The organism is Apibacter sp. wkB309 (genome assembly GCF_002964915.1).
GTDB lineage: Bacteria > Bacteroidota > Bacteroidia > Flavobacteriales > Weeksellaceae > Apibacter.
The window spans coordinates 1-972 of the sequence record NZ_PSZL01000013.1 but is presented as its reverse complement, the minus strand read 5'-3'; the positions used below and the strand labels follow the sequence as shown (position 1 = coordinate 972).

The 972-nt window shown below is 36.3% G+C and carries 1 protein-coding gene; it reads left to right on the top strand.

From position 1 onward, the window contains the following. Nucleotides 1–972 (top strand): hypothetical protein (locus C4S75_RS10090; protein WP_158254221.1); only part of this gene is annotated, 972 nt, incomplete at both ends.

Here is a 972-nt window from a genome sequence, read left to right as displayed (position 1 = left end):
ATCTGACCGAACCTGAAATAAGTAACTATACCAATAGAGAACTATATAAAGAAGGATTATACCTAGTAGATGAAATCTATGTAAGAGTAAAAGACGAAGAAGGCAACTATTGTGATGAAGTATCGAAAGTAAAACTCTACGTATATCCATATTTAAAAGTAGCAAAAGACGAACCGATCATCTGTGAATATGAACCGCAAGGCAGTAAAACCCGAGTAGATTTATGGAGTTCGATTTATCCAATGTTGTCATCCAATGGAGAAGAAGCAAGAATAAAAAGCTTCTTACAAGATATGCGAGTAATTTTCCAAGACAGCAAAGGAATAGAGATTGGCAGAGTAGAAGACACATCAGGGCAAATACCTAATACTTTAACCGATTACGAACCCCCTGTAGGAGAAAACAAAGTAGAAATAAAAGTCAAATTCGAAAACAAAGAGAACGGATGTGGAAATGAAGGAACAATAACAATCACCCAAAAAGAAACCCCACGTCCCAATAAGGTAACCTATACCCTGTGTGATGAAGACTTAGACGGAGAATATAATGACGTATTACTAAAAGATTTAGATAACCTGGTAATTACCCCGTCAGCGAAACAAGAAATTACCTATTACCGCACTCAGTCCGAAGCCTTAGCAGTAAATGATCCGACGATAATTCCGATAGACAAACAAACGTACTTTACTGTGGACTTCCTGAACCCTTTATACGTACGAGTACTGAACCAAGAGAGCGGTTGTATAGGCATAAACGAAGTATGGTTTAAGAAAAATTCCAATCATGTACCGATCCCAAAAGAAGTACGCTTATCAATAAAATGCGATGATTCCCAAGATGATTCAAAAGAAATATTTAATCTACACGAATCAGAACAATTACTGGGCAATTATCCGACAAGCAATTATCGTTATTACAGAAATGAATCAGATGCCAAAGAAGCCTTTAAAAATGAAGCAAAAGGGATTTATA